Raw genomic sequence first — 657 nt, 5'->3', positions numbered from 1 at the left:
TGATATTCGCTTAATAAAGCAAGATAACGCATCATCTTGGGTAGTAAAGGTGGCAATTGCAAACTAACAAACCAATTATTCCGACCTCAACTCGCTGCGCTCTTTTCGTCGGCATATTGGGGCGTTATGTGTATCTCTTATGCGGAATTTGAATCCAACTGAAATTGTAATAATTACTAAACTGCTTAAGATGGCTAAGTTGGAAGTAGATATTTCCCAATTACTTGTCAATCCAATGAATGATGGTGGAATGGGAAGTTTAGCTATAGGTTATAACTATGACAGCCGTCAACTTGGTCAAGAGATCGCTGAATATATGTTTAAAGATTTGGATGGTACTCCTGTATCGGCAGCGTTAAACATAGATAAGCAAGGGAATTTATACGAGTTGGACATTTGGAAAGTAGATTTTTCTCCAACCCAAATGTTGGCGTAAATACACATAACAAGCCAATCAAGCGGGACTAAAAACAGTTTGCTCGGTTTCGCTTCGCTACACATTTTAGCAAACAATTTTTAGCCCCTTATTGGGGCGTTGAGGCTGTAGAATTACTCTTTTTAGGAACGTATCCAACTATTCTTGGTTGGTTGCTTTTTAACCTTGAATCCATCTGTTCGCTGTGATCTAATAGATATTATTCACCCACGGTAAACTGT

The 657-nt window shown here is 38.5% G+C and carries 1 protein-coding gene; it reads left to right on the top strand.

Annotated features, from left to right (window positions below; genetic code table 11):
- The first annotated feature begins 148 nt into the window (after nucleotides 1-148).
- On the top strand, nucleotides 149-436 hold the full coding sequence (locus QL995_RS21650) for a hypothetical protein (protein WP_197119137.1): 288 nt from the start codon (nucleotides 149-151) through the stop codon (nucleotides 434-436).
- Nucleotides 437-657 lie beyond the last annotated feature (221 nt).

This window comes from Pseudoalteromonas sp. APC 3358 (assembly GCF_030408075.1).
Lineage (GTDB): Bacteria > Pseudomonadota > Gammaproteobacteria > Enterobacterales > Alteromonadaceae > Pseudoalteromonas > Pseudoalteromonas arctica.
Note: the sequence above shows the minus strand (reverse complement) of the source record. Positions and strands in the feature narration are given on the sequence as shown.